The sequence below is a fragment of the Trinickia terrae genome (genome assembly GCF_005144415.1).
GTDB lineage: Bacteria > Pseudomonadota > Gammaproteobacteria > Burkholderiales > Burkholderiaceae > Trinickia_A > Trinickia_A terrae.
Genome location: NZ_SWJE01000023.1, coordinates 37,469 through 64,077, shown reverse-complemented (window position 1 = coordinate 64,077; position 26,609 = coordinate 37,469). Strand labels below are relative to the sequence as shown.

21 protein-coding genes and 1 pseudogene are annotated in these 26,609 nt (G+C 66.9%); 17 read left to right on the top strand and 5 right to left on the bottom strand.

The window, feature by feature from the left end; translation table 11 throughout:
- Positions 1–638: 638 nt before the first annotated feature.
- The gene (locus tag FAZ69_RS30455; protein WP_136898812.1) at positions 639–1,442 is read right to left on the bottom strand and encodes an IclR family transcriptional regulator; all 804 of its coding nucleotides are present in this window, start codon (positions 1,440–1,442) and stop codon (positions 639–641) included.
- Positions 1,443–1,737: 295 nt separating this feature from the next.
- Here FAZ69_RS30455 and FAZ69_RS30450 point away from each other — a divergent pair, with 295 nt between their 5' ends.
- The 9 genes from FAZ69_RS30450 to FAZ69_RS30410 all read left to right on the top strand — a co-directional run bounded on the left by FAZ69_RS30450 (position 1,738) and on the right by FAZ69_RS30410 (position 10,856).
- Positions 1,738–2,739 carry a sugar ABC transporter substrate-binding protein gene (locus FAZ69_RS30450; protein WP_169708817.1) on the top strand — a complete coding sequence of 334 codons (1,002 nt, stop codon included), beginning with the start codon at positions 1,738–1,740 and terminating at the stop codon, positions 2,737–2,739.
- On the top strand, positions 2,736–4,283 hold the full coding sequence (locus FAZ69_RS30445) for a sugar ABC transporter ATP-binding protein (protein ID WP_136898810.1): 1,548 nt from the start codon (positions 2,736–2,738) through the stop codon (positions 4,281–4,283). The genes FAZ69_RS30450 and FAZ69_RS30445 overlap by 4 nt, the downstream gene beginning before the upstream one ends.
- On the top strand, positions 4,273–5,319 hold the full coding sequence (locus FAZ69_RS30440; protein WP_136898809.1) for an ABC transporter permease: 1,047 nt from the start codon (positions 4,273–4,275) through the stop codon (positions 5,317–5,319). Before FAZ69_RS30445 ends, FAZ69_RS30440 begins: the two co-directional genes overlap by 11 nt.
- A gap of 34 nt (positions 5,320–5,353) precedes the next feature.
- On the top strand, positions 5,354–5,683 hold the full coding sequence (locus tag FAZ69_RS30435; protein ID WP_136898808.1) for a UxaA family hydrolase: 330 nt from the start codon (positions 5,354–5,356) through the stop codon (positions 5,681–5,683).
- 47 nt (positions 5,684–5,730) lie between these two features.
- Positions 5,731–7,062 carry a UxaA family hydrolase gene (locus FAZ69_RS30430; RefSeq protein WP_136898807.1) on the top strand — a complete coding sequence of 444 codons (1,332 nt, stop codon included), beginning with the start codon at positions 5,731–5,733 and terminating at the stop codon, positions 7,060–7,062.
- 17 nt (positions 7,063–7,079) lie between these two features.
- Positions 7,080–8,132, top strand: coding sequence for an aldo/keto reductase (locus tag FAZ69_RS30425; RefSeq protein ID WP_136898806.1), 1,053 nt, complete (start codon positions 7,080–7,082; stop codon positions 8,130–8,132).
- Positions 8,133–8,157: 25 nt separating this feature from the next.
- Entirely contained in the window at positions 8,158–8,988 is an 831-nt protein-coding gene (locus FAZ69_RS30420; protein WP_136898805.1) for an amidohydrolase family protein, read from the top strand.
- 112 nt (positions 8,989–9,100) lie between these two features.
- Entirely contained in the window at positions 9,101–9,844 is a 744-nt protein-coding gene (locus FAZ69_RS30415) for an SDR family oxidoreductase (RefSeq protein ID WP_136898804.1), read from the top strand.
- Positions 9,845–10,007: 163 nt separating this feature from the next.
- Positions 10,008–10,856, top strand: coding sequence for an ureidoglycolate lyase (locus FAZ69_RS30410; protein ID WP_136898803.1), 849 nt, complete (start codon positions 10,008–10,010; stop codon positions 10,854–10,856).
- A gap of 131 nt (positions 10,857–10,987) precedes the next feature.
- Here FAZ69_RS30410 and FAZ69_RS30405 read toward each other — a convergent pair whose 3' ends face one another.
- Complete coding sequence (locus tag FAZ69_RS30405) at positions 10,988–11,434, bottom strand: PaaI family thioesterase (RefSeq protein WP_136898802.1); 447 nt, start codon at positions 11,432–11,434, stop codon at positions 10,988–10,990.
- 131 nt (positions 11,435–11,565) lie between these two features.
- On the opposite strand from FAZ69_RS30405, the pseudogene FAZ69_RS30400 reads away from it, so the two are divergent.
- Positions 11,566–11,964: pseudogene (locus FAZ69_RS30400) on the top strand (methyl-accepting chemotaxis protein); the annotation flags it as partial.
- Positions 11,965–12,119: 155 nt separating this feature from the next.
- On the opposite strand, the gene FAZ69_RS30395 reads toward FAZ69_RS30400, so the two are convergent.
- Positions 12,120–13,229, bottom strand: coding sequence for an AGE family epimerase/isomerase (locus FAZ69_RS30395; RefSeq protein WP_136898801.1), 1,110 nt, complete (start codon positions 13,227–13,229; stop codon positions 12,120–12,122).
- Between the two features lie 349 nt (positions 13,230–13,578).
- On the opposite strand from FAZ69_RS30395, the gene FAZ69_RS30390 reads away from it, so the two are divergent.
- The 4 genes from FAZ69_RS30390 (at position 13,579) to FAZ69_RS30380 (ending at position 16,715) form a co-directional block, all read left to right on the top strand.
- Positions 13,579–14,841, top strand: coding sequence for a hypothetical protein (locus FAZ69_RS30390; protein ID WP_369407769.1), 1,263 nt, complete (start codon positions 13,579–13,581; stop codon positions 14,839–14,841).
- Between the two features lie 241 nt (positions 14,842–15,082).
- Complete coding sequence (locus FAZ69_RS30385; RefSeq protein ID WP_136898799.1) at positions 15,083–15,622, top strand: hypothetical protein; 540 nt, start codon at positions 15,083–15,085, stop codon at positions 15,620–15,622.
- Positions 15,623–15,787: 165 nt separating this feature from the next.
- Positions 15,788–15,949 (top strand): hypothetical protein, encoded by a 162-nt coding sequence (locus FAZ69_RS33480; RefSeq protein WP_169708815.1) that lies wholly within the window; start codon positions 15,788–15,790, stop codon positions 15,947–15,949.
- A 472-nt stretch (positions 15,950–16,421) separates the two neighbouring features.
- Positions 16,422–16,715 (top strand): hypothetical protein, encoded by a 294-nt coding sequence (locus tag FAZ69_RS30380; protein ID WP_136898798.1) that lies wholly within the window; start codon positions 16,422–16,424, stop codon positions 16,713–16,715.
- A gap of 80 nt (positions 16,716–16,795) precedes the next feature.
- Here FAZ69_RS30380 and FAZ69_RS30375 read toward each other — a convergent pair whose 3' ends face one another.
- Complete coding sequence (locus FAZ69_RS30375; protein WP_136898797.1) at positions 16,796–19,078, bottom strand: heavy metal translocating P-type ATPase; 2,283 nt, start codon at positions 19,076–19,078, stop codon at positions 16,796–16,798.
- A gap of 120 nt (positions 19,079–19,198) precedes the next feature.
- Complete coding sequence (locus tag FAZ69_RS30370) at positions 19,199–19,846, bottom strand: FMN-binding negative transcriptional regulator (RefSeq protein ID WP_136898796.1); 648 nt, start codon at positions 19,844–19,846, stop codon at positions 19,199–19,201.
- A 353-nt stretch (positions 19,847–20,199) separates the two neighbouring features.
- Here FAZ69_RS30370 and FAZ69_RS30365 point away from each other — a divergent pair, with 353 nt between their 5' ends.
- The 3 genes from FAZ69_RS30365 to FAZ69_RS30355 all read left to right on the top strand — a co-directional run bounded on the left by FAZ69_RS30365 (position 20,200) and on the right by FAZ69_RS30355 (position 26,565).
- Positions 20,200–21,627, top strand: a complete 1,428-nt coding sequence (locus FAZ69_RS30365) for a DUF1254 domain-containing protein (protein ID WP_136898795.1) — start codon at positions 20,200–20,202, stop codon at positions 21,625–21,627.
- A 130-nt stretch (positions 21,628–21,757) separates the two neighbouring features.
- The gene (locus tag FAZ69_RS30360) at positions 21,758–25,549 is read left to right on the top strand and encodes a DUF748 domain-containing protein (protein WP_136898794.1); all 3,792 of its coding nucleotides are present in this window, start codon (positions 21,758–21,760) and stop codon (positions 25,547–25,549) included.
- A 452-nt stretch (positions 25,550–26,001) separates the two neighbouring features.
- Positions 26,002–26,565: a PAAR domain-containing protein gene (locus tag FAZ69_RS30355; protein WP_136898793.1), complete on the top strand. Its 564-nt coding sequence runs from the start codon at positions 26,002–26,004 to the stop codon at positions 26,563–26,565.
- Positions 26,566–26,609: the final 44 nt, after the last annotated feature.

Genomic DNA, 26,609 nt, shown 5'->3' with positions numbered 1-26,609 from the left:
CTGACACGTGAATGCCGCCATGCCACATCCCCGAGCCGCTCACCGCAAAGTTCCCGCTTCCCTCGTCGGCGAGCCACTCGTAGAACACATGCTCGTCGACGATCTCCTTGCCCTTCGCGTCGCGGAACGGGAAGGCGAAATTGATCAACGGTGGTTCAGGATTCGATTGCGTCGTCATGTTGTTCTATCTCCCTGTGTCCTGGAACGAATCGGCGATATGCGTGGCTGGGTTCTTATGAGAGGAACATCGGTCCGTGATCTCCATGAGTTGGCCGGCATCGTTGTTCGCAAGCGGGCGGTCGTTTCATCTCGTGATTGCCTGGATCGTTAAATGCATAGGATTTCGAATCTTATTTGGCTGGCTATTAGACAGTGCGGAGGAGTGGTGAGTCAAATGCGATTTGGTGGCGACACGCAAGGAGGGTTGTCGAATGTCAAGAAGCATTCGACAAATGCTGGTGGCGAGGAGGGTGGGCTTGGAAGCGACTAGTTGCCATGTCGCCTCCAAGCTAGGCTAGTTCGCAGTTTGGGTAATTGTGGATATGGAGATCGACTCTTATTAGCTCGTCATCTCGATAAATTGGTTTTCTGGGGCTGCCTATGCTTTTCGGGTTCTTGCCGTTGTCGGAAATAACCGTCTACCCCCGCTCCTCCCGAAACACCGAAACCGCCTGCACGGTCCCCTTCAGCATCTGCGTCACCGCCTCGATCGACGGCGCGACATACTCATCGATCCGCCGCAAGAACGGACACGTCAGCGCGGCCAGCGCATGCCCCGAAAGCCCGAGAATCGGAAACGTGACGTCGGTCACCCCGAAGATCTGCTGGCTGTCCTTGCGCGAGTGCCCCTCCGCGCGTATCCGTTCGCAAACCTTCTCCAGCTCGTCGATATCGATCGTCACCTCGCCCTTCACCTTCGTGTGCTCGGCGAGCATATGCGCGCGGTGCTCGCGCGTCTGGAACGCGAGCATCACGCGCCCCGACCCCGTATCGATCAGCCCCACGCGCGAGCCGAGCCGCACCGACATCCCCCAGGTCCCCGGCCCGTCGACTTGCGCGATCACGAGCAGGTTGCCGCGATCGTAGACGGCGAGGTGGCACGACTGCTCCGCCTCGTCCGCGAAGCGCTGCATCAACGGCAGCGCCTCGGCGATCAGGCGATTCGTCGGTGGATGCCGGTGCGCGAGCGCGAACAGCTTCAGGCTCAGCGAATAACGGTCGCCGCCCGCCGAGCGCACCACGTATTGCCGCGCCACCAGCCGCTCGAGCATCCGGTACATCTCGCTCGCGTTGCGTCCGAGCTGCTTGGTGATTTCCGCGCGCGTCAGCCCCTCCTTCTGCTCGGACAGCAGCTCGAGGATGTCGAGCCCTTTGTCTAGCGCAGGCGCCCGGTAGCGGTCGGCGTCGTCCTTGTCTTCCTGATCCTTGGTGACTGGTTCCATCGCGATCGGGCTCCCTTGCGAAGTTTTCGTTTTGCTTTTCCGTAGCGGCGCAGACGAGTGTAGGGGGCCTGCCGTCGCGCAAGGCGCTAGGGAAAACACGGACGGCTTTGTGCGCTGCACTTCCTTGACTTCATGAAATTCGTATATGAATAATACGTTCACTGATAAATTAAATCGAGGTCAAGAAGAAAAACGCAGAGCAGTCTTCCAGGCAGTTCAACAACGCAAAGCAAATAGGAGACAAGGCATGACGTTCCTTCAGGGGCCGCGCGCGGCCCGTCGCTTCATTCGCGGCATGGCCGCGCTAAGCGCCGGTGCGGCGTGCGTGGCGGCGCTGGCCTTGACCGGCCCGGCGCGCGCCGCCGAAACCGGCAAGGTCGGCCTCGGCCTGCCATTGCTGACCTCGCCGTTCTGGCAGTCGTATAACACCTATCTGCCGCAGTACGCGAAGCAGATGGGCATCGATATCCTTGCGCCCGTCAACTCGAACGGCGATCCCGCGCAGCAGATCACCGACATGAACAGCCTGCTGAATCTCGGCGCGAAGGGAATCGTGGTCGGGCCGCTCGATTCGGCGGCGATCAGCCGCGCGCTCGACGCCGCGGCGGCGAAGAGCGTGCCCGTGGTTGCCGTCGACGTCGCGCCGACGCAAGGCAAGGTCGCGATGGTCGTGCGCGCCGACAACCGCGCCTACGGCGAGCAGGCGTGCAAGTACATCGGCGAGCACGTGAAGGCGGGCAAGGTCGTGCAGATCATGGGCGACCTCGCATCGGTGAACGGCCGCGACCGCTCGGAAGCGTTCCGCGCGTGCCTGAAGAAGTATCCGAGCCTGTCGCTGCTCGAGATTCCGGCAAGCTGGAAGGGCGACGTCGCCGCGACCGCGCTCGACAGCCTCCTCACCGCCAATCCCGACGTGAAGGCGGTCTACATGCAGGCGGGCGGGGTGTATCTCTCGCCGACGCTGCAGACGCTGCGCCGCAAGCAGCTGCTGTTCCCGGCGGGCGACGCGAAGCACATCGTGATCGTCAGCAATGACGGCATCCCGCAGGAATTCGAGGCGATCCGCAAGGGCGAGATCGACGCGACCATTTCGCAGCCCGCGGACCTCTATGCGAAGTACGGCCTCTACTACATCCAGGCGACGCTCGCGGGCAAGACGTTCAAGCCGGGTCCGACCGATCACGGCAGCAACATCGTCCAGCTGCAGCCGGGCATTCTCGAAGACCAGCTGCCCGCGCCGCTCGTGACGAAGGCCAACGTCGACGACAAGAGCCTGTGGGGCAATACGGTCAAATGAGCGGTCAAATGAGCGGTCAAACGAGCGAGCGCATGAGCAGCCCGTCACCGGTCGCCGAAGCGCTCGCCGTCACCAAGCGCTTCGGCTCCACGGCCGCGCTGCAGGACGTGAGCCTGTGCGTCATGCCGGGCGAATCGCATGCGCTCGTCGGGCGCAACGGGGCGGGCAAGTCGACGCTGGTGTCGATCCTGACCGGGTTGCGCCGGCCCGATACCGGCGAGGCGCGCTTCGCCGGCGCGTCCGCGCCGGCGCTTGCGGACCGCGACGCGTGGCGTGAGCGCGTCGCCTGCGTCTATCAGCATTCGACGATCATCCGCGACCTCACGGTCGCGGAGAACCTGTTCGTCAACCGGCAGCCGGCGCGGCGCGGGATCATCGATTGGCGCGCGATGCGCCGCGAGGCGCGCGCGCTGCTCGACCACTGGAAGATCGACGTGCGCGAGGACGCGCGCGCCGGCGACCTCTCGGTGGAGGCGCGGCAGCTCGTCGAGATCGCGCGGGCGCTGTCGTATGGCGCGCGCTTCATCATCCTCGACGAGCCCACCGCGCAGCTCGACGGCGACGAGATCAAGCGGCTTTTCAAGCGCATTCGCGAGCTGCAGGCCGAGGGCGTGACGTTTCTTTTCATCTCGCATCATCTGCAGGAGGTCTACGACATTTGCCAGGCCGTGACGGTGCTGCGCGACGCGCGGCATATCGTCAGCGCGCCGGTTGGCGAGATGCCGCGCGAGCGGCTGATCGAAGCGATGACCGGCGAGCGCGGCGGCCTCGCGGTCGCCGGCGCGGCGTCGCGTGAGCCGCTTGCCGCCGACACCGCGGTCGCGCTGGAAGTTGCGCGGCTCAACGGCCACGACTACGAGGACGTGTCGTTCGCCGTGAAGCGCGGCGAGGTCGTCGGGCTCACGGGCGCGACGAGCAGCGGACGCACGAGCGTCGCCGAAGCGATCGCTGGTCTGCGTGCGCAAGCGCGCGGCGAGATCCGCATCGGCGGCGAGCCCCTGCCGCCCGGTGACGTGCCCGCGGCGCTCGCGCGCGGCGTCGGCTGCGTGCCGAAGGACCGTCATCACGAAGGGCTCGTGCTGACGCAATCGGTCGCGGAGAACGCGTCGATGACGATCGCGCGCGTTCTCGGCAAGTTCGGCCTCGTGCCGCCTGCGAAGAAAAACGCGTTCGGCCGCTCGGCGATCGAGGCGCTCGGCATCGTCGCGCAGGGGCCGGAGCATGTCGTGTCGGGCCTCTCCGGCGGCAACCAGCAGAAGGTCGTAATGGCGCGCGCGCTCGCCAACGATCCGAATGTGCTCGTCCTGATCGACCCGACTGTCGGCGTCGACGTCAAATCGAAAGAAGCCCTGCTGTCGGTCGTCGATCGCGTGCGCGGCGAGGGCAAGGCGGTGCTCGTCGTGTCAGGCGAGCTCGACGACTTGAGAACCTGCGATCGCGTCCTCGTGATGTTCCGCGGACGCGTCGCTGCCGAATTCCCCGCTGGTTGGCAAGACAACGACCTGATCGCATCCGTCGAAGGAGTCAGTCTCCATGAAGAATAGTGTCACCCCCGCGTTCGCTGCCGGCCAGGCTGCTCAGGATCGAGCAGCGGGTGCCGCGCGCGGCCGTGCCCCGCGCATCGAGATCGCGCGCCTGCGCGATCTCGCGCTCGTGCCCGCGCTGGTGCTGCTGCTCGTGATTGGCGCGTTCGTGAGCCCGAGCTTTCTGACGAAGGCGAACCTCATCAGCGTGCTCGGCGCGTCGGCGGCGCTCGCGCTCGTCGTGCTCGCGGAATCGCTGATCGTGCTCACGGGCAAGTTCGATTTGTCGCTCGAATCGACGGTCGGCATCGCGCCCGCGATCGGCGCGATGCTCGTGATGCCGGCGGCGTCGGCAGGCTTCGGCTGGGAGTGGCCGACGTTCGCGGGCCTGCTCGCGATTCTCGCGGCCGGTGCGCTGATCGGCTTCATCAACGGCTTTCTGGTCGTGCGGCTGCAACTGAACGCGTTCATCGTCACGCTCGCGATGCTGATCGTGCTGCGCGGAATGCTCGTCGGCGCAACCAAGGGCGGCACGCTGTTCGACATGCCGCCGGCCTTCTTCGCGCTCGCGACGACCATCGTGCTCGGCCTGCCGCTCTCGGTGTGGCTCGCGGCGGCGGCGTTCGGCGTTGCTGCGTTCATGCTGCGCTACCACCGGCTCGGCCGCGCGCTCTATGCGATCGGCGGCAATCCGCAGGCCGCGCGCGCGGCGGGGATCCGGGTCGAGCGCATCACCTGGGGCGTGTTCGTGCTCGGCAGCGTGCTCGCCGCGCTCGGCGGGCTGATCGTGACGGGCTATGTCGGCGCGATCAATGCGAACCAGGGCAACGGGATGATCTTCACGGTGTTCGCCGCAGCGGTGATCGGCGGCATTTCGCTCGACGGCGGCAAGGGCACGATGCTCGGCGCGCTCACCGGCGTGCTGCTGCTCGGCGTCGTGCAGAACCTCTTGACGCTCGCGCAGGTGCCGTCGTTCTGGATCCAGGCGATCTACGGCGCGATCATCCTCGGCTCGCTGATGGTGGCGCGCATCGCGGGCGGCGAAGGGCAGAACTGAACACCTGAACCAACAAAGGAACCGGGAGGCCTTCTTGAGCAGCGAACGTCAACTCCAGACCGACAGGCGCTTGATCCTGCTGAATCCGGGCGACAACTGCCTGATCGCGGCGGCGCGGCTCGAAGCCGGCACGACGGTCGAGATCGAAGGCGAGCGCGTGACGCTCGCCAAGACCATCGATCTCGGCCACAAGGTCGCGCGTGAGCCGCTCGAGAAGGACGCGAAGGTGCTGCGCTACGGCGCGGTGATCGGCCACGTGACGGTGCCTGTCGCGCGCGGCGAGCATTTGCATACGCACAACCTCGAAAGCGACTACCTGCCGACGTATACGCACGACGCGGGGCACGCCTTCGTTCCCCACTGAACCGAATGTCCTGCAATTTTGCGGCGTCTGCCGCGCTGGGAAACATCATGACCGCTTCCACTCAGGCTTCTTCGAACGGCGCATCGGCACAACCGGCGTTGCACGGCTACTTGCGCAGCGACGGACGCAAGGGCATTCGCAATGTCGTGGCGGTGGCGTATCTCGTCGAATGCGCGCATCACGTCGCGCGCGAGATCGTCACGCGGTTCCGCGAGCCGCTCGATGCGTTCGACGATCCTTCGGCCAGCGATGCCGAGCGCGAGCCGCCCGTCCACTTGATCGGCTTTCCGGGGTGCTATCCGAACGAGTACGCGGAAAAGATGATGCAGCAGCTCACGACGCACCCGAACGTCGGCGCGGTGCTGTTCGTGTCGCTCGGCTGCGAGAGCATGAACAAGCACTACCTGGCCGACGTGGTGCGCGCGAGCGGCCGGCCGGTCGAGGTGCTGACGATCCAGGAGAAGGGCGGCACGCGCAGCACGATCCAATACGGCGTCGATTGGGTGCGCAACGCGCGCGCGCAGCTCGCCGCGCAGCAAAAAGTGCCGATGGCGCTCGACGAACTCGTGATCGGCACGATCTGCGGCGGCTCCGACGGCACCAGCGGCATCACTGCGAACCCGGCGGTAGGCCGCGCGTTCGATCATCTGATCGAGGCGGGCGCGACCTGCATTTTCGAGGAGACGGGCGAGCTCGTCGGTTGCGAGTACCACATGAAGAGCCGCGCCGCGCGGCCGGAATTGGGCGATGCGATCGTGCAGTGCGTCGGCAAGGCGGCGCGCTACTACTCGATCCTCGGTCACGGCAGCTTTGCCGTCGGCAACGCGGACGGCGGGCTCACGACGCAGGAAGAAAAATCGCTCGGCGCCTATGCGAAGAGCGGCGCCTCGCCGATCGTCGGCATCGTCAAGCCCGGCGACGTGCCGCCGACGGGCGGCCTGTATCTGCTCGACGTCGTCCCCGACGGCGAGCCGCGCTTCGGCTTTCCGAACATCAGCGACAACGCGGAGATCGGCGAGCTGATCGCGTGCGGCGCGCACGTGATCCTCTTCACGACGGGGCGCGGCTCGGTGGTCGGTTCGGCGATCTCGCCCGTCATCAAGGTCTGCGCGAACCCCGATACCTACCGCAACTTGTCGGGCGACATGGATGTCGACGCGGGCCGCATCCTCGAAGGCCGCGCGACGCTCGACGAGGTCGGCCGCGAGGTGTTCGGCCAGACGCTGACGGTCGCGGCGGGCGGCGCATCGAAATCGGAAGCGCTCGGCCACCAGGAGTTCATACTCACGTACAAGTCTTTCGAACCGGTCGGGCCGACATGCCTGCCTTCCAGTGCGGCGGCGCATGCTCGCCGGATCGCGGAGACCGCCTCGCCTTGAATGGGGAGAAATCAGCCATGACGGATACCGCTCAATCGAAGGAGACATCACGGGTGACGCTGCGCCGCGAGATCGGTGCGCGAGGCCTGCCGGTCACCGGCCTGTCGCTCGGCACCGCGCCGCTCGGCGGCCTGTATCGCGATTTGCCGGACGAAGAGGCGCACGCCACGATCGATGCCGCGTGGCGCGCCGGCATCCGCTGCTTCGATACCGCGCCGCTCTATGGCTACACGCTCGCCGAGCACCGGCTCGGCGCCGCGCTGCGGTGCTATCCGCGCGGCGAGTACGTGCTGTCGACGAAAGCAGGGCGCCGCTTCGTGCCGCGCAAGACGCCGGTCGACAACGCCGAAGGCTGGCAGAACCCGCTGCCGTTCGAGGCGATCTACGACTACACGCGCGACGGCATCCTGCGCTCGTTCGAGGACAGCCAGCAGCGGCTCGGCATCGTCGAGATCGACATCCTGCTCGTGCACGACATCGGCCGCGTCACACATGGCGATAACAATGCGCGCTACTGGGATCAGCTGACGAAAGGCGGCGGTTTCAGGGCGCTCGACGAATTGCGCTCATCGGGCGCCGTGAAGGCGGTCGGGCTCGGCGTGAACGAAGGCGCGGCGATTCTCGACATGATGGACGCCTTCGACATCGACTGCGCCTTGCTCGCCGGCCGCTACACGCTGCTGGAGCAGGCCACGCTGGCCGACCTGCTGCCCGAATGCGAGCGGCGCGGCGTGAGCATCCTGCTCGGCGGCGCGTTCAATTCGGGCATCCTCGCGCGCGGCGTCGAGGGCGATCTCAAGTTCAACTACGGCGCGGCGCCGCCCGAAGTGATCGAGCGCGTCGCGCAGATCGAGCGGGTCTGCAAGGCGCACGGCGTGCCGATCGCGGCGGCGGCATTGCAGTTTCCTTACGCGCATCCGGCGGTCGCAACCGTGTTGACGGGAGCGCGCAGCGCGGAGGAGTTGCGCGAGAACGTTGCGTCGTTCGAGCGGCCGATTCCTGCCGCGCTATGGACGGCGTTGCGCGACGAGGGCCTGCTCGATCCGCGCGCGCCGGTGCCGGGCGCATAGTCGCTCCATCACGGGCCCACTGACCATGCGCATCGACGCCCACCAGCACTACTGGAACCCGCAGCGCGGCGATTACGGCTGGCTCACGCCGAAGCTCGGCACGCTCTACCGCGCGTTCGGCCCGGCTGATCTCGCGCCGTGGCTTGCGCGCACGGGCGTCGAGCGCACGGTGATCGTGCAGGCTGCGCCTACGGTGGCCGAAACGCGCTATCTGCTCGATCTTGCGCGCGAGGAGCCGTCGGCGGCGGGCGTGGTCGGCTGGGTGCCGCTCGACGACCGCGGCGCGCCGGCGTTGATCGCCGAGCTCGCCCGCGAACCCAAGTTCAAGGGCGTGCGGCCGATGCTGCAAGACCTGCCCGACGACGACTGGATCGCCAACCCCGCGCTCGCGCCCGCGATCGACGCGCTGATCGCCCACGACCTCGCCTTCGACGCGCTGACCTTCGCGCGTCACGTCGGCGCGTTGCACACGTTCGCGACGCGTTTTCCGGCGCTGCGCATCGTGGTCGACCACGGCGCCAAGCCTCCGATCCGCGACGGCGCCTCCGGCTGGCAGCCTTGGGCCGACGGCATCGCGCGTCTCGCTGCGCTGCCCAATGTCCACTGCAAGCTCTCGGGCCTCGCCACCGAGGCCGCGCAGGGCTGGACCGAGACGACGCTCGCCCCGTACGTCGACCATCTCGTCGCGCAGTTCGGCCCGGCACGCCTGATGTGGGGCAGCGACTGGCCGGTGCTCGACCTGAACGGCGACTATCTGCTCTGGCATGCTTGCGCGAACGCGCTCGTCGCCGAACTGTCGGATGCGGAACGCGACGCGATTTTCGGCGCCAACGCGAGCGCGTTCTATCGTCTGTAAGCCGCGCAATCCGTATTGCGCAAGACGCGATGTGCAATTCGTATTGCGCGTTCGTTGAGCGCGTACTGCAATACTCGTTATGTCACAGACGCCATTTCATCGGGAGCCGCAGATGGTACAAAGACTGGCCGGGAAGACGGCCTTGATCACCGCCGCCGGACAAGGGATCGGCTTGGCCACGGCCGAAGCGTTCGCGCGCGAGGGCGCGCGCGTGATCGCGACGGATATCCGCATCGACGGGCTCGCCGGCCGTCCGTTCGAGGTTCGTAAGCTCGACGTGCGCGACGGCGCGGCGATCAAGGCGCTCGCCGCCGAGGTCGGCGCGATCGACGTGCTGTTCAACTGCGCGGGCTTCGTGCACGCGGGCTCGATCCTGGAGGCGAGCGAGGAGGATTGGGATTTCGCGTTCGATCTGAACGTGAAGGCGATGTTCAGGATGATCCGCGCGTTTCTGCCGGCGATGCTGGAGAAGGGGGGCGGGTCGGTCATCAACATCTCGTCGGCGGCGTCGAGCATCAAGGGTGTGCCGAACCGCTGCGTGTACGGTGCATCGAAGGCCGCGGTGATCGGCTTGACGAAGGCCGTCGCCGCCGACTTCATTACGCGCGGCATACGATGCAATGCGATTTGCCCGGGCACGGTCGAATCGCCGTCGCTCGAGGAGCGCATCGCCGCGCAGGCGAAGGCGCAGGGTGCGACGATCGATGCGGTGCGCGCAGCGTTCGTCGCGCGCCAGCCGATGGGGCGCGTCGGGAAGGCGGAGGAAATCGCCGCGTTGGCGTTATATTTGGCGTCGGACGAGTCGGCGTTCACCACCGGGCATGCGCATGTGATCGATGGCGGCTGGTCAAACTGACCGTGTCGAACTGACCGTGTCGAACTGACCGTGTCGAACTGACCGCGCCTACCTGGAGAATGAACGAGGGGTTTCGCTTATCGAGCCACTGCGCATCGATAGGAGAACAGAGCTAAACCGGATACGTGTTTATCCACTGAACGAGACGTGAGGAAGTACACCGATGAAACTGCTTCGATATGGGCCGAAGGGCCAGGAAAAACCGGGTTTGCTCGATGCCGACGGCAAGATTCGCGATTTGTCGGGCGTCGTGCGCGACATCACGGGCGAGGCGCTGACAGATGGCAATCTCGCCAAGCTGCGCGGCGTCGATCCTAAGTCCCTGCCGCTGGTTTCCGGCACGCCGCGGATCGGCGCGTGCGTGGGCAATGTCGGCAAGATGGTCTGCATCGGCCTGAACTACGCGGACCACGCTGCCGAATCGAACCTGCCGGTGCCATCCGAGCCCGTGGTGTTCAACAAGTGGACGAGCGCGATCGTCGGCCCGAACGACGACATCGAGATTCCGCGCGGCTCGAAGAAGACCGATTGGGAAGTCGAGCTGGGCGTGGTGATCGGCAAGCCCTGCAAGTATGTCGACGAAGCGCATGCGCTCGACTACGTGGCGGGCTATTGCGTCGTCAACGACGTGTCCGAACGCGAGTGGCAGATCGAGCGCGGCGGCCAGTGGGACAAGGGCAAGGGCTTCGACACCTTCGGCCCAATCGGCCCGTGGCTCGTCACGCGCGACGAAGTGGCCGATCCGCAGCAGCTCGATCTGTGGCTCGAAGTGGACGGCCATCGCTACCAGAACGGCAGCACGCGCACGATGATTTTCAGCGTCGCGAAGGTGGTGTCGTATCTGTCGCAATGCATGAGCCTGCAGCCGGGCGACGTGATCTCGACCGGCACGCCGCCGGGCGTCGGCATGGGCGTGAAGCCGAACCCGGTGTACCTGAAGCCGGGGCAGACGGTGCGCCTCGGTATCCAGGGGCTCGGCGAGCAGCAACAGCGGACTTATGCGGCGGAGTAACGCCGCGAGCAGGGTTGTCAGCCTGCCGTAGTCGATGAATGGATGGATCCGGACAGCCGCCTCGTGCGGCTGTTTTCGTATCTGCGCCGAGCCGCGCCGCGTGACCGCGCGCCTCGTTTCCTCTTTTGGCGCTAGGCGTGCTCCTTCTGTGCCGGAGCCGACTCCCCTCCATCCCCCACCCGGTTGATCGTCCCTTGCGCAATCGCGACGAGCTTTTCCTTGTCGCCGTCGATCACGAAAATGTTGCATTGGCAGGCCGCATGCCCGCGCCCGGCATAGACCAGCTCGGCGCGCGCGATCAGCGTGCCGTTCACGGCCGGCCGCAGGTAGTTGATCTTGTACTCGACCGTGACGACCCGCGGACCCAGCGCCAGTGCGCCTGCGAAGGTCAGCGCGTTATCGGCGAGATAGCTGATGACGCCGCCATGCACGAAGCCGTGCTGCTGACGCAACTCGTCGCGGATCGGCAGGCTCAGCGCCAGGTCGCGCTCGCCGATATGCATCAGCTCGGTGCCGAGCAGCATGCTGAAAGGCTGCGCGTGCAGTGCGCTGCGCGCGAGATCCACCAGATCGGTCATCCTGGGTTCTCCTGGGCGATGGTTGGCTTCACTCTAGGAAGCGCCAGTGCGCCAAGTCAAGGCAATTCGCATCAAGTCGGGCCGATTATTGCGGGAATTGCCGCAAATCCATCGCCGGCATCGCGGCTTGGCGCAAATTCGCGCAAAGCTCGGATCGCATCGCCGAGATCATCAGTGTGATCGACGGCATCGCCTTCCAGACCAACATCCTCGCGCTCAACGCGGCCGTCGAGGCGGCGCGCGCAGGCGAGCAGGGCCGCGGCTTCGCAGTCGTCGCGGGCGAAGTGCGCGGTCTCGCGCAGATGATGTCGGAGATCAGCGCCTCGTCGCTCGAGCAGAGCACGGGCATCGAGCAGGTCAATCAGACGGTCGTGCAAATGGACCAGATGACCCAGCAGAACGCAGCGCTCGTCGAGGAAGCGGCGGCTGCGGCGTCGTCGCTGCACGATCAGACGCGGCAGTTGAAGGAAGCCGTCTCGGTGTTCGAGATTTCGAACGCGGTGCTCGGCGAGGCGCGGTTCGCGGCCTAAGGAGTTTTTGTGGGGGTAAGATTTGGCGCCGGCTTTCATGCCGGCGTTTTTTTCTTGTCGACCCAAGTTAGCGCTTTAGCGCTTACTTGGGTCCCATGCAAAGCGGTCGACCCAAGTAAGTGCTGAAGCACTAACTCCAGTCGGCAGCTGAAGCGCTAACTCCGGACCGGCAGCGCGGCGTAGGCGGTCGCCAAATGGTAGGGCGTCGTCGACGGCATGTCGGCGCGCGCGACGGCGCCCTCCGGCGTCTTGCATTCGTACCAGCCGCGCGCGTGCAAAAAGCGCGTGCGGAAGCGCTCGATCTGCTGCGGCAGCGCTTGCAGCGAAGCCGCATCGCCGCGCGTGGCGAGCGCGCGCAGGTATTCGGTCTGCGCCCAGATGCGCTGGGTCGCATCCTTGATCCCGCCTTGTTCGTCGAGCGCGGCGTGGACGCCGCCTGTCTCGCGGTCGACCCCTAGCTCTTGCGCGAAATCGAACGCACGCTCGAGCGCGTCTTCGAGACCCGACGCGGCGATCGCCGCACCCGCGCGCTTCACCAGATAGAACCACTCGAACTGATGGCCGGGCTCGAGGCGATTGTCCGCCGCGCCGATCGGCAGCTCCGCGATGCAGCCCGTCGGCGCGTGCACGAAGGCGCCGGCGACGGCCAGCGCCAGGCGGGCGAGGGCGTCGCCGAACGCGGCGTCGCCGGTGGCTTCGCGGGCGGCGAGGTAGGCCTCGGTCAAATGCATCAGCGGGTTTTGCAGCGGGCCTTCGCGGACCGTGGCGAAATCCGCGTCGAGCGCGGCAGCGAGCAGGCCGTTCTTCTGCGCTACTGCAAAGCGCGCTTCGATCAGCGCGGTGGTTTCGTTCAGCGTCGCGAGCGCATTGCGATTGCCGAAAGCGGCGAAGTATCCGGCGCACGCGAAGACGATGAACGCGTGTGTGTAGAGGTCCTTGGTCGTATCGAGCGGCGCGCCGTTCGCGTCGACGCTGTAGAACCAGCCGCCGTGCCGCGTATCGGCAAAGCAGCGGCGCAGCGATTCGAAGAGCTGGTGCGCGTGGTCCGCGTCGCCGGCCTGCGAGAACACGAAGAGCTGGCGTGCGCAGGCCATCGCGCGATAGCGCGTGACCGGCAGCGGCTGGTGAGTCTCGGCGCTGACCGCTTCGAACGGCAATTGCAGCTGCGAGTTGAAACCGGGGCCGCGCCAGATCGGCAGGATCGTGTGGGCGAAATGCTCTCTGAGCGTGGCGGCGCTGGCCGCGATCGATGCGTCGGAAGACATGCTGCGTGCTGAGTTGGAAGAGGTCCGCGAATCGTGCGGCGCATCGCGCCGCGCGATCCGCAAGGATAATGCAAATGGCCCGCCGCGTGGCGCGCTCGCGGGCCGGGACCGAAGATCCGGCGTGAAGGCGTGCAAGGAGGGGAGCGGCGACGGGAGCCCTGGCTCGAAGGGCAATAGAGGGTGAGGGCAAGGCCGCCGGGCCATGAGACAATGCGGTCTCGCAAAACGCAGACAATTTCGATGGGCGGCGCCTCGCCGGCAGCCGCTCCTATACGCTATGGCCGATTCCGCAGCACCGACGACTTCCCGCTCCTCCCGCACCGCCTCGCCCAAGCGCCGCGCAGGCGCTGTGTCGATCGATACCGAAAACAAGCTCGCGCGCGCAGCCAAGTCGGCGCAGCGTCTCGCGCAGTTGAGCGATGTCGCCCGCGACGACCGCACCGGCGACCTGTTCGTCGACGATCCGGGGCACGCGGCGATCGAGGCGATGAACATCGATACGCGACAGGGCACGCTGTCAGGGTTCGAGCTGCCCGATGAGGTGCTGGTTGCGATCGGCATGCCGCCGGCCGAATTGACCGATGCGGCGGCTGGTGAGGCCGAGGCGGTTTCTCCGCCGGTGACGATCGCTGACGCCAAGGGGCCGCGCAATGCGCGCGGCGCGCGTTCGAGCGGTGCGTCGGCCGGTCCTGCAGGGGCGGCGGTGGAATCGCCCGCGGCTGCCGCGAAGGCGCCGGATACGACGCCCGCGTCCAGCGGCGCAAGCGCGCTCGATGCGGTGCTGGCGCCGGCGTCTGCCGCGATGGCTTCGGCCACGCGCAGCGTGGCGCACGCGCGGCGCCAGAGCGCGGCGCGTCCGGGCGAGGGGACGTCGAGCGGCAACCCGCGCGCTGTCGACGCGCAAACGCAGCCGGTAGCGGCCTCAGCGCCTGGGGCTTCGACGCAAGCATCCTCCACGCAGACTTCCCTCCCTCCTGACGCCCCGCAGCCCGACGTTCCGCAGCAAGACGCGCAGCCGGCCGCCGCTGGGACGGCAAGCGCACCGGATGCGCCGGCCGCCGCTGGGACGGCAAGCGCATCGGATGCGCCGGCCGCCGCTGCGTCCGGCGCCGCCCCTGCCCAGCCCAAGCCGTTCGCACGCGAGGCTGCGCCATACGTTCCAGCCGCCGCGCGTCGCGCGCCGGACCTGGACTGGGCGCGCGCCACGGCTTTTGCCGATACGGTCGACGCCCTCTACGGTGTGATCGCCGATCAGCGCCGCGCTGCGGGCGACCATTCGCGGCGGATGAAGTGGCTGTTGTCGACCGTGGTCGGCGCGCTACTGGTGACGATCGCGATCGGCATCACGCAGACGGCGCTCCTGATGCGGCTCACGCGAGAGAGCGCGGCCCAGCAGCAGCGGATCGAAGACATGCTGCGCACCCAGCAGGCGACGCTGACGGCGTTGGCCGATGCGGCCGCGTCGGCCAACGCGCGTTCGCCCGCCAACGACGGAGCCCAGGCGGCGCCGGTTGCCCCGGCCGCGCATCAGGCGCCGCAAGCATCGGCGGCGGCAAAGCACGTCAAGCCCCAGCATCCGCACAAGCCCGGCAAGCCGGCGACGGCGCATTGACGCTCCGGCGGCGCACGACGGCAGGCCCGTGCGCCGGCTCCCCGGCTTCGGCAATCCGCCTGCGCTCTTCTTTTCCATTGCCCCGTTCCCCGCAGCCGCTTCGCTCGCCGCGCTCCGGCTGCCTCTGGCAGCCTCACTGCGGGCGGCCGGAGGCATGCCGGTTGTTGCGCCAGTTCATCGGACAGCGCTGCTGCGGGGGCTAAAATTCGAGATTGAGCTCTTACATGCAGGAGAAAGGTCGATGAAAGACGGATTCGAGCGCCGCGCATTGTTGCTGCATCTTGGCGAGGTCATGGATACGGTTGCGTGCCTGTTGCAACGCGACGCCGGCGACAACTCGGCGCATCGGGGCGCGGCGGGCGATGCGTCGCTTGCCAGCCTGCCGCTGCTCGAACAAGTGTCGCCGCGCATGACGCCTGTCGAGTTCGCGCAACGGGCGAGCGCCGCGTTCTGCACGTGGCCGAGCGAGCTGCTCGAAGCGGAGCTGAACCGCGAGGAACTGGCGTCGACGGTGCTACGTCACCTGTTCGCCGGCAATCCGGACGGATGGCGCGCCTACGTTGCGGAGCTGCGCGCCGAGGTGCCGTGGTTCGGCGAGGGCGTGCCGGCGCCCGAGACGTTCACCGAGACGGTGTCGGCGGATGCGCCCGTCACGCCGGACATCGAGGCGCCCGAAACGGGCGATGTCGAAAGTGCCCGGAGCCCGGCGGCGAGCGCGCGGGAAAGCGTCGAAACCGGCGAAAGCCTCTATCCTTCCTGGCCGTGGAAGCCGGGCAGCTGACCGGAACGGCGGCGTGTTGTTTTGCTGCAACGCACAAAGGCAGGAAGTACCGTGCGAATGCGTGACGCATCGAGAAATTGCTGCGTCGCACTGGAAGTGATTTAGGGAAAACCCTATAATTCGTCTTAAGGGAAAACCCTAGTCACTAACCAACGGGAGCCGATCATGAGCTTTATCCTCGCCCTGATCCAGAAAGTCAGCGATTTGTTCGAGTTCGAGTCGCCGCACCTGCCGCTCGATTCCGATTACTCATACGAAGCACGCCACCTCGAAGCCGAGCGCATTCGCCGGTCGCAAATCTTGCTTCTCGGGTTGATCCGCCGTTAAGCGCAGCGCGCAAGCTGTGCAAACGCTGCCGGCCGGCAGCGGCTGGCGGCGATCGCCGCGCATTGGGGCCACCGATCCCGTCCTCGCATCGGAGGGCGGGATCAGTGGCCCGCCGCTTTTCGGCATCCGCCCGCCGGATTGAAGTGGCACTCAAAATTTCCTGCCCGTTACGGATGTAACGCGCTGCGCATCGCTTGCGACGCGTGAATTGGTCCGTTTCCCCGCGCTTCGCTCCATTTTTCAAAGGCGTTCCTCTCTGTTCGCCGTTCCCGAACTTGGTTTCTTCCTTGAAATCTGGGCTTACAAGCGCTCACGTGTTTGTCGTCCCAAGCCCGATACATTGATCACCAAGCGCACGGTTTGCAGCGCGCTGCGCCGAAGCCGCCACGCGAGCGGCCGGACGCCGCGCATTGATAGTCCTGCCCGCGGGCACGCGCCGTGCCGTTTAGCGGGTATTGACGGGAGAATGGAAATGAAACGCACGATGAAGTTTTCGCACTCGATTGCCGCCGCGCTCATTGCGGGCGGAGCACTCCTCGCAGCCGGCTCTGCGTCGGCCCAGATGACGTACGGCGTCGCGCCGCAACCGATGTACGACGCACCGCACGCGGTTCCTGTCGACGAGCATATCTCGAACGGCTGGCATGGCGACCGCTACTGGGACGGCCATCGCTACTGGGCGCACGACGAGTGGATGCACCGTCATCCGCACGATCACGATCCGTACCGCGATCGCGGCCATCACGGCGAGGACCACCGTTACTGACACGCCGGGTCGACGCCCATCGGCGTCACGGTGTGCGAGCCCCGGGCCTTGCCCGCGGGCCTTTTTCTTTTCATTTCCCCTTATTTGCCGCTATGCCACGTCTTCAGCAATAGCGCATTGGTCACGACGCTGACGCTCGAAAACGCCATCGCCGCGCCCGCCAGCATCGGATTGAGCAGGCCGAAAGCGGCGAGCGGAATCCCCACGAGGTTGTAGACGAACGCCCAGAACAGGTTCTGCCGGATCTTGCGATAGGTGCGCCGCGAAATGTCGATCGCGTCGGCAATGAGCGCGGGGTCGCCGCGCATCAGCGTGATGCCGGCGGTGTGCATGGCGACGTCGGTGCCGGTCGACATCGCCATGCCGATGTCGGCGGCGGCGAGCGCGGGGGCGTCGTTGATGCCGTCGCCGGCCATCGCGACGATGCCGCCCGTGCGTTCCTTCAGCGTGCGCACGACCTGCGCCTTGTCGGCGGGCAGCACCTGCGCGTGGAATTCGCGGATGCCGAGCGCCGCCGCGACGCTCGCCGCGCTGCCTTCGTTGTCCCCGGTCACGAGCACGCTCGTCACGCCGCGCGCAGCCAGCCGCTCGACGGCGGCGCGCGCGCCGGGCTTGACGGCGTCGCCGAAAGCGATCAGCGCGAGCACCGCGGCCGGGGCGTCCGGCGTGGCGAAGCGCATCAGCCAGGAAATGGTGTTGCCGGCGGCTTCGAGTGCTTGCGCTTGTGCGGCGGCCTCGGGCGGCAGCGCGATGTGCTGCTCCGCGAGCCAGCGCCCGCTGCCGATCGCGAGCCGTTGTCCGTCCACTTCCGCCTGGACGCCGCGGCCCGGCACGGCTTGCGCATGCGCAACCGTGGGGCGCGCGCCGTGCGCTGCCGCCGCTGCGGCTTCGGACTCCGCCGCGGCCACGAGCGCCCGCGCGAGCGGATGGTCGCTGCCGCGCTGCACGGCGGCGGCGAGCGCGAGCGCCGCGCCGCGCTCGATGCCGAGCGGCTCGAACGCGACGACCGACGGCTTGCCGGCCGTGAGCGTGCCCGTCTTGTCGAACGCGACGACCGATACGCGCTGCGCCAGCTCGAGCGCCAGCGCATCCTTGATCAGCACGCCGTGGCGCGCCGCAACGCCGGTGCCGGCCATGATCGCAGCGGGCGTCGCAAGGCCGAGCGCGCACGGACAGGCGATCACGAGCACCGACACCGCGTTGAGAATCGCGGTCTCGCCCGAGGCTCCCGCGAGCAGCCAGCCGGCCAGCGTGACGAGCGCGATCGCGAGGATCGCGGGCACGAACACGGCGCTGACGCGGTCGACGAGCCGTTGGATCGGCGCTTTCTCCGCCTGCGCGGTCTCGACGAGCCGGATGATGCGCGCGAGCGTGGTCTCGGCGCCGGTCGCGCTCGTCGTGACGGCGATCAGGCCGTCGCCGTTGATCGAGCCGGCGGTGACGCGCTCGCCGGTTTCCTTGGCGACCGGCAGGCTTTCGCCGGTGATCAGCGATTCGTCGATATGCGTGCGGCCTTCGAGCACGACGCCGTCGACGGGCACACGCTCGCCCGGCCGCACGACCACGATGGTCCCGACGCGCACCTGCGCGAGCGGCACGTCGCGCTCGCCGCCGTCGCCGCTGCGGATGCGGGCGCGGTCGGGGCGCAGCGCGTTGAGGGCGCGGATGGCGTCGGTGGTCTGGCGCTTCGCGCGCGCTTCGAGCCATTTGCCGAAGCGCACGAGCACGATGACGGCGGCCGACGCCTCGAAGTAGAGATGCGCCATCTCGCCGGGATGCGCCGCCGTCTGCCAGACGCTCAACCCATAGGCGGCCGACGTGCCGAGCGCGACGAGCAGGTCCATGTTGCCGCTCTTCGCGCGCAGCGCGCGCCACGCGGCCGTGTAGAAGCGCGCGCCGAAGCCGAACTGCACGGCGCTCGCGAGCGTGAGCTGGAGCCAGACCGGCAGCGCGAGCGGTGCGCTCGACCATTCGGTGAGCATCGGCAGCATGAGCGGCACGGTCAGGAGCGCGGCGGCGATGACGGCGTTGCGCTCGCGGCGGGCCTGGCGGAGCTTGTCGGCGTGGCGGTCGCCGGCGGGAGACGCGGACTCGTCGACCGGCGTCGCCGCATCGGGGACGACGACCGGGCGGGCGTCATAGCCGGCCTGGGTCACGGCTGCGACGAGCCGTTCCACGTCGAGCGGCTCGCCGGCGGTGACCGTCGCCCGCTCGGTCGCCAGATTGACGCTGGCGCGCGCGACGCCCGGCACGCGCGCCAGGGCTTTTTCGACGCGCGCCGAGCAAGCCGCGCAGGTCATGCCGTCGATTTCGAGCTCGGTCGTGACGAGCGAGCGGACGGCGGGTTCTGATAGATCGGTCATGATGGAGAAGGCTCGAAGGCGGCCATTGCCGCTGACGAATTCAGTATCGAGCTTCCCATGATAGGAAGGTCAAGGCCGTTTCGACGCGCGGACGCTGCCTTACTCCGGCGTGCTGTGCCGTCACTCCAGCTCCGGCTTCGCCTTGAACATCGCCTCGGCCACCTGCGCCCGCGCATCCCCGCCGCGCTCGCGCAGCGCCGCGATGGCGCCGCGGCGGTCGCGCGCCTCCTTCTCCTGCCCGAGCTTCCATTTGCCGACGAGCTTCGTCACCTGGATCTCGATCCCGACGATCATCGAGAGCATCTGCGAGATGTAATCGGCGGGCGCATCACCCATCTTCCACGGCGCGGGCTCGCCAGCTTCCATCTTGCGCGTGAGCCGCGCGACGAGGCCGCGCACGAAAGCTTCATCGTCGTGGACGACAATCCGTCCATGCGCATGGACCACGAGGTAGTTGTAGGTCGGCACCTTGCGGTGCTCCTCGTGCTTGCTCGGATACCAGTTCGGCGAGATATAGGCGGTCGGGCCCTGGAAGATGACGAGCGCGTCGGGCCGCTCTGTGGCTTCGCGCCAGAGCGGGTTGGCGCGGGCCACGTGGGCGCGCAGCGTGCCGAGCGGTCCATCGCCCGACGGAACGAATTCGAACGGCACGTGGTTGGCGTCGAGGCCGTCGGGCCCGACGGTGACGAGCGCACCGAGCGGATGATCGGCGATCAGCTGGTGCAGGAGTTCGGGACGGGCTTCTTCGTATTGCGGCGGCATGTACATGAATGGGTCTCCTGTCGGTCAGAGTTGGCGCTTTAGCGGCTTACTCTGGTCCCATGCAAAGCTTGGGCGGCTCGAGGCGGGTGAGGGAGGGTGCGGCAACCGCTCCCGACTATTCTGTCAGCGCCTGACGCCGCCTCGAACGTGAAATATTGCAAGAAACCGTATTTCGCTGCCGAATTTGCGCGATATCCGGCTTGTTCTTGCTTAGCCGGCGAGGATACGATAAAACCCGTTTTCGATATTGAGAATGAGAAGGACTGCGCGCACGGACCAGACCGGGGTCCGCGAACAGCGCTGCATCACTGGCCGCTCACGGCCGCCGCCCGGCACTGGTTGCCTCACTTGCTGACCCAATGATAAGAAAATCTCTGTTTTCGACGGCCTGCGCATCGCTCGCGGGCCTGGCCGTCCTCGCGGGTTGCGCCGCCAGCACTCAACCCGCGTCCACCCAAGCCGAGAACCACGGCTGGATCAAGGACGAAGTCGCCGATTCCTACGTGTACGGCTATCCGCTCGTGCTGATGGCGATGGCGCACAACGCGGCCGTCGGCAACGGCGACGCGCAGCCCGGGCAGGCGCCCGCCAACACCTTGCGCCACGCGCAGGCGCAACCGGCCGCCGGCGCGGCCAATCCGTCGACGCCCGATGTCGATACGCTTGCTTCGAACGGCTGGCTCGACCTGTCCGCCGAACCAGTCGTCGTGACGCTGCCCGACGCGCGCGGCCGCTACCTCGGCGCCCGCGCGCTCGACATGTGGAGCAACGTGATCTGGTCGTCGGCCGGCGGCGCCAATCCGCGCGCCGGCTCGGCCAAGGCGCAAACGATTGCGTTCGTCGCCCCGGGCTGGGACGGCACGCTGCCGAAGAACGTGCAGCGCGTCGACGCGAGCTCGGTGAACGTGTGGCTGTCGGTGCGCATCCAATCGAACGGCCCGCGCGACCTGACCGCGGTCAAGAAGCTGCAGCGCGCGATCCGCGCCGTGCCGCTGTCGGTCTATACGGGCGACGAGCGCGGCTCGTCGATGGCGACGCGCGGCGGCCCCGCCGACACCGCGCCCGCAGCCGCGCCGGCCGCCAGAGTCGCGGCGCTCGACGCCAACGGGTTCTTCAACGAGCTCGCCGACGCGCTGAAGGACAACCCGCAGTCGCCGGCCGATCCGCATGCGCTGAAGATGCTCGCGGACCTCGGCGTGAAGCCGGGCCAGCCGGTGAAGCTGCCCGGCGGCGCGGCTGACGCGATCGCTGCCGGTCTTGCCGACGGCCGCGCGCGCATCGCGACGGCGCCCGCGAATGCGCTCACGGCGAACGGCTGGAGCTGGCTCGGCGACGACGTCGGCCGCTACGGCAACGATTACGCGCTGCGCGCCTACGCGGCCTACGCGCAGCCGGGAAGCGGCACCAAGGACGACGAAGTGCGGCCGACGGTGACGGTCGACAGCGGCGGCCAGCAGTTGAACGGCGCGAACCGCTACGTGATCCACTTCGCCGCCAAGGCGCTGCCGCCGGTGCGCGCGTTCTGGGCGATTACGGCGTACACGCCGGACGGCGCGCTGCCCGACACCGGCGAAGCGCGCCGCTCGATCGGCTCGCGCGACCGCCTGCGCCGCAACCGCGACGGCTCGATCGACATCTACGTCTCGGCGAACTCGCCGGGCAAGGCGCGCGCGGAGAACTGGCTGCCGGCCCCGGACGGCGACTTCAAGCTCGTGATGCGCCTCTACGAGCCGAAGCCCGAGGCCACCGACGGCAGCTGGCAGCCGGCCACGGTCGAGCGCCAGTGACAGGGCGCCGGAGACAAGCGTTTCACCCGGCGCGGCTTCTGTCGTGCGCGAAGTCCGCCGCCTATACTTCGGTGCGGCGGACTCTGTTTTCTTGCGCGGCGCATTCGTGCCGCAACATCGGCAATAAAGCATGGCAAGTCCAGACAAAGCGGCTTTGATTTCCTCGTTGCAGACCTTGCGCCAGGCGGCGCAATCGCATCGCGCCAGGCGCATTGCGACCGGGCTCGTCATTTTCATCGCCCTGTTCGGGTTGCTCGGCTTCTTCGCGGCGCCGCCGCTGATCCGCCACATCGCCGAGCAGCAATTGAGCCGGCAGCTCGACCGGCCCGCGAGCATCGGCCGCGTCGCGCTCAACCCGTACACGCTCGATTTCGAAGCGGACCGCATCCATGTCGGCGAGCGCGGCGGCCAGGGCGATTTCGTCGATATCGAACGGCTCGTCGTGCGCACGTCGTGGGCGTCGCTGTTCCGGCTCGCGCCGATCGTCGACGAGATCAAGATCGACTCGCCGCGCATCTACATCATTCGCTACGACGCGCAGCGCTTCAATTTCGCGGACCTGATCGAGAAGTTCTCGGCGCCTTCGAAGCCGCAAGGCAAGCCGACGCCGTTCTCGATCTCGAACATCCAGATCGAGAACGGCAGCTTCTATTTCGACGACCGGCTGCTCGGAATGAAGCACGTCGTCGACGAGTTCGCGCTCGGCGTGCCGTTCATCGCGACGCTGCCGTCGAAGACCGACATCTTCGTCGACCCGCGCCTGCGAGCGCGCATCGACGGCAGTCCGCTCGCCATCGACGGCAAGACCAAGCCGTTCGCGGCGTCGCGCGAGTCGGAAGTCGCGCTCAAGTTCGAGGGCATCGACGTGCCGCGCATGCTTTCGTACGTGCCGGCCAAGCTGCCCGTGACGGTGACCTCGGGCAAGCTCGCGAGCGATCTCAAGCTGCACTTCGTGATGGAAGGCGAGACGCCGGCGCTCTCGGTGACCGGCACGACCGATCTCACGGACCTGCAGGTGGTCGACCCGGCGAAGGCCCCGTTCTTCGCGGCGCGCGGCGTGCACGTCGCGGCGGCGGAACTTCAGCCGCTCAAGAGCGTGTTCCACTTCGACGACATCGAGCTCGACCAGCCGGTCGTGAATCTCGCGCGAGAGAAGGACGGCACGCTGAGCATCGTGCGCGCGTTGACGCCTGCGGCTCAGCCGGCGCAATCGACGCAAGAGGCGGCGAGCGGCGCGGCTGCGGCATCGGCCCCTGCGGCTGCGTCTGAGTCGACGGCCCAGGCCAAAGAGGCCGCGCCGCTCGACCTCTCGATCAAGCGCTTCGCGCTCGCCGACGGCACGATCCACGCCGACGACCGCGTGCCCGCGCAGCCTGTCTCCATCGGGCTTACGCACCTGACCGTGTCGCTCGACGATTTCTCGACGCGCGCGTTGACGCCCGCCCGCTACACGTTGAGCACCGACCTCGCGCAAGGCGGCTCGATCGGCCTGGCGGGCTCGTTCGGGCTCGCCGCGAAGACGGCCGACGCGAAGGTGACGCTCGCCTCGATCCCGCTGCCGGTCGCGCAGCCGTACCTCGACGGTGTGACTTCGGCGCGCGTGACCGACGGCGCGCTTAGCACGACGGTCAACGTCCGCGCCGATTGGTCGAAGTCGCCGGCCGCCGTGCAGGTCGGCGAGAGCGAGGTGAACCTGAAGTCGCTGAAGATCGCCGGCCCCGATTCGAAGACGCCGGCGCTCGCGCTGGCCGACGGGCGCGTCGCGATCAAGCAGATCGACCTGAACGCGCGCGCCGCCGAGATCGCAAGCATCGAAGCGACGGGGCTTGCCATCAGCGCGCAACGGATGAAGGACGGCCGCATCGACCTGCAGTCGCTCGCCGCGCCACGCGAGGCCGCGCCCAAGCGCAAGGTCGAGCACAACGCGCAGCAGGCACAGCAGCAAGGACCGGCCTGGCACTACACGATCGGCTCGTTGAGCCTCAAGGACGGCTCGGCCGATTTCGTCGACAACAGCACGCCCCAGCCCGCGAAGCTGAGCTTCACGCCGATCCAGCTCTCGGTGAAGAACATCAGCGACGACTTGAGCAAGCCGCTGCCCGTCACGCTGCAGGCGACGCTCAATCGCAAGGGCTCGCTCGACGTCACGGGCGACGTGACCGCGAGCCCGCTCAAGCTCGCGCTGAACGTGAACGGCAACCGGCTCGATGCCGCCGCGTTCGAGCCGTACTTCGGCGGCAAGCTGAACGCGACCATCGCGAGTGCGCTTCTGAACCTGAAGGGCGACCTCGCGTTCGCGCAGACCGACAAGGCGATGAGCGCGTCGTATCGCGGCGACGCGGCGCTCGTCGACGTGCGCATGCTCGACCGCGTGAACTCGACGCCGCTCGCGGGCTGGCGCACGCTCTCGCTCGCCGACCTGAAGGCGCGCTACGACGAGCACGGCACCGATGTCGACGTGGGCCGCGTGACATTCGCCAATTTCTTCGGACGCGTGCTGCTCGATGCGCAAGGCAAGCTGAACCTGAACGACGTGCTCGCGCAGCAGAAGTCGGCGGCGCAGGGCAAGGGCGAGCCGGTGCCGCTCACGCCGGGCGCGGAATCGCAGCCGAAGGCGGCAGCCGTCGCGCAGGCATCCGCGGCTTCGGCCGCATCCGCCGCGGTGGCCCAGGCCGCCGCACCCGCGAGCGCATCGTCCGCCGCGGCGGCGGCCACTGCGCCGTCCGGCCCGCCGGTGAACCTGCGCTTCGGCCAGCTGGTGCTGCAGCAAGGCCGCGTGAACTACACCGACGACTTCATCAAGCCGAACTACACGGCGAACCTCGTCGGCATCACGGGCACGATCGGCGCGTTCGGCACGCAATCGACGACGCCCGCGCCCGTCGACGTCGCCGCGAAACTCGAGGCGAACGGGCCGATCTCGATCCGCGGCACGGTGAACCCGCTCGCGAAGAAGCCGCAGCTCGACCTGACCTCGACCGCGCACGGCATCGAGCTGACCAACCTCACGCCGTACTCGGCGAAGTACGCGGGCTACCCGATCACGAAGGGCAAGCTCAACGTCGACCTGCACTACAAGCTCGACAACGATCAGCTGACCGCGAACAACCACATCTTCATCGACCAGCTCACGTTCGGCGATCACATCCAGAACGACACGGCGACCAAGCTGCCGGTGCGGCTCGCGATCTCGCTCCTGAAGAACTCGCGCGGCGAGATCGACGTGAACATTCCGGTGTCCGGGTCGCTCGCGAACCCCGAGTTCAGCATCGGCGGCGTGATCTGGCATGCGTTCGTCAACCTGATCGAGAAGGCCGTGACGGCGCCGTTCTCGCTGCTCGCCAACGCGTTCGGCGGCGGCAGCGAGGATCTCGGCTATGTCGAGTTCGATCCGGGCTCGGCGAAGCTCACCGACGCGTCGCAGAAGAAGCTCGACACCATCGTCAAGGCGCTCGACGACAAGCCAGCCGTGAAGATCGACGTCACGGGGCGCGTCGATCCGGCCGTGGACACGCCCGCGCTGCGCGTCGTCTACGTCGATCGCCTAGTGCGGCAGGAGAAGGTGAAGGACGTGGTGGGGCATGGCGAGAGCGTCGATCCGTCGACGGTGACGGTCGATCCGAAGGAGTACGGCGACTATCTGACGAAGGCCTACAAGGACGCCGACTTCAAGAAGCCGCGCAACTTCATCGGCTTGACGAAGAGCATTCCTGAGGACGACATGAAGACGGCGCTCGCCGAGCACGCGCCGATCGACGACGGGAGCCTGCGCCAGCTCGCGCAGCAGCGTGCGCAGGCGGTGCAGCAGTACTTCGAGGACAAGGTCGATGCGAGCCGCGTGTTCATCGTCGCGCCGAAGCTCGATGCGCAGGGCATCAAGGACAAGGGCGCGGCCACGCGCGTCGATTTCGGGTTGAAATGACGAGGCTTTTTGAGCGGCGCCGCGTTCCCCAGCGGCAGCCGCTGGGCTAACGAGGTCGGCGAACTCCTCGGGCTCCCCCCATGTTTGCGCCCGCTGAAAAATACCTACCACGCATTTGCACGTCCTATGCGTGGAGTATCGAGCACAGCCTGCATGTTCTGGTATGCGGTGAACGAAGCTATATGCGTTACCCCATTGACTCCAAGGGGGCGGATATAGGCTTGTTTTTTGATGTTGTTCAAGGAATCACGAAATTACATCGTATTCCTATTAACGGTTGGTTCGCGATGCAAATATAGTGATGTTCTCGAAGGACGTGAGGCTTCTAATGTTCACGCAACCTCCGATACTCCCGAAAGGGTTCTCACTCGTTACATCACTTGATGCGGATTGACTGCTTCGTTAAGGTTATCCAAGGCAAGTCAGCCGGTCTCGTGCAAGGAGACGCATCTTTGGACATTTTTTATGCAGCGGTTGAGGATGATCCGCTCGATAGCGGCGGCCGAGTTATAGATGGCGGCTCATGCGGGACTGTGCAGGGCGAAGACGGACGGCATCGCAAGTTCGTGTTTCTCGGCCAGCGTGCGTGGTGTGACAAGTGCGAGGGCGCTGGAGTCATCGTCGCTGCTCCGGGTTCCCCTGGAAAAAAGCGGCTATACGACCAACAGCGTGACCGGCAACAAGCGTTGGGCGGCGATTTGGTTCTGTGTAAGTGCGAGCGTCATCCGCGCATCATTCCCGTCCACGGTCGCAAATGGAAGATCACCGGCGATACGAATTGCTTAGGTGGCACGGCTGGCGGGCCTGGGGTCGCCCGAGCTGTGGAAATGGCCGTGGACTATGACGACAGGTTTGTGCTACGAGATGCACATGGGCACGCACTTACGGACGCAGCTTACGCGCTGCGCCGGGAATCCGGCGTGTTCGAATATGGCGAAACAGATGAGAAAGGACGTACGCATTTGCTTTCCTCGGCTGCCGCCGCTGAAAACATTTACGTGTTTCTTGCCGGGTGAGAGTCGAACATGAATTTCAACATATACTTTGCGGGATAGTTGGC